This is a genomic window from Moorena sp. SIO3I6, from assembly GCF_010672095.1.
The window spans coordinates 1-1,273 of the sequence record NZ_JAAHHU010001442.1; the positions used below are offsets into that span (position 1 = coordinate 1).

Sequence of the window (1,273 nt, forward strand, 5' to 3'; positions counted from 1 at the left end):
CGTTATGGGGAAAAAACCCCCGCAATTCGTTACATAACTGGGCAGCCAAGGTTTTGTTGTGGGCAAGTACTAGGGTAGGTTTGCCGACTTTTTCAATTACCGATGCCACGGAGAAAGTCTTACCTGTTCCTGTAGCACCCAGTAGAGTTTGGATACGGTTGCCAGCCTTGAGGTAAGTGGTGAGTTGGGAAATAGCTTGGGGTTGATCCCCTGTTGCTTGAAAAGGGGCTTCGAGGTTAAATAGCATCTTAGACGCTTCTGGCACAGTTAAAAAAAAATCCGTAAAAATACTATCTATAATTTCATCATAATTTTTGTACATTTATAGGTACTGATGGATAGATTATTACCCAAAGTCATTGTCTTGATGCAGTCGCTCATGGGGGAAACCCCCAAGACCGCGCTGCATCGCTAGATAGTTTTAAGACTTGCCCAAAATCCGGAGGGTAGGATGACAACTATCTGCTTAAAGGCTAATTGCTTAAATCATAATTATTACGGATCACAAATATACCTTAGCGGGAATTAATAACGGTTTATTAATAAATTTATGACTATCAATATTTATCATTTATCATCCACTTTTTATTTAAGATTAGATAATTTTTATAATTTATTTACCCAAGCTTTTTTTGTACTACAGTGTTTTTCATAACTATGAGTAACACAGTTTTTTTTTTAAGCACATACACAGAATTAATTGCCTAATCAAAATCTCTGTAAACCTTCCCCTGCAATGCTTTTGTTTTTATACAATGTGCAATTCATTTTGTGTACCTGCTTATGTTCCCTATTCCCTATTCCCTATTCCCTATTCCCTATTTCCTATTCCCTATTCCCTATTCCCTATTCCCTATTTCCTATTCCCTATTTCCTATTTCCTATTCCCTATTCCCTATTTCCTAAAAATTATCAATTTGTACCTGATATAATTGAAAACCGCTGTAATAATTAATTGATTATTAAATTTATGATTATATCCTGAAAACTATGAAACACTAATCATATCTAATATCAAAAACTACCCAACAAATAAATGATTGTTAATTTTGGGAATGATTAATCGGTAATTGCGAGGGAGATAACTATTACCGATTATACCTGAAAACGCCCCAATTAATCGAGAATTATATGTAGTCAAAAAAACTAATAAACTCTAGAAAAGTTTATTAATTTCATCTCAAGATAAAAAAATCGTAATTATGAACTATATAAATGCTATTCAGCGGATTGAAATATTGTTAGTCCAAGATAATCATGGGGACTTAGATCT

The 1,273-nt window shown here is 34.0% G+C and carries 2 protein-coding genes; one reads left to right on the top strand and one right to left on the bottom strand.

Annotation, left to right across the window (positions count from 1 at the left end):
• A partial coding sequence (locus tag F6K49_RS50100; RefSeq protein ID WP_293110305.1) for a DEAD/DEAH box helicase family protein occupies positions 1-247 on the bottom strand: 247 nt, incomplete at its 3' end.
• A gap of 508 nt (positions 248-755) precedes the next feature.
• On the opposite strand from F6K49_RS50100, the gene F6K49_RS50105 reads away from it, so the two are divergent.
• Positions 756-932 (top strand): hypothetical protein, encoded by a 177-nt coding sequence (locus F6K49_RS50105; RefSeq protein ID WP_293110302.1) that lies wholly within the window; start codon positions 756-758, stop codon positions 930-932.
• Positions 933-1,273: the final 341 nt, after the last annotated feature.

What these genes read in the sequence shown, in the direction of transcription:
- F6K49_RS50105 (WP_293110302.1), top strand. Translation starts at nt 756, where the DNA reads ATGTGCAATTCATTTTGTGTACCTGCTTATGTTCCCTATTCCCTATTC.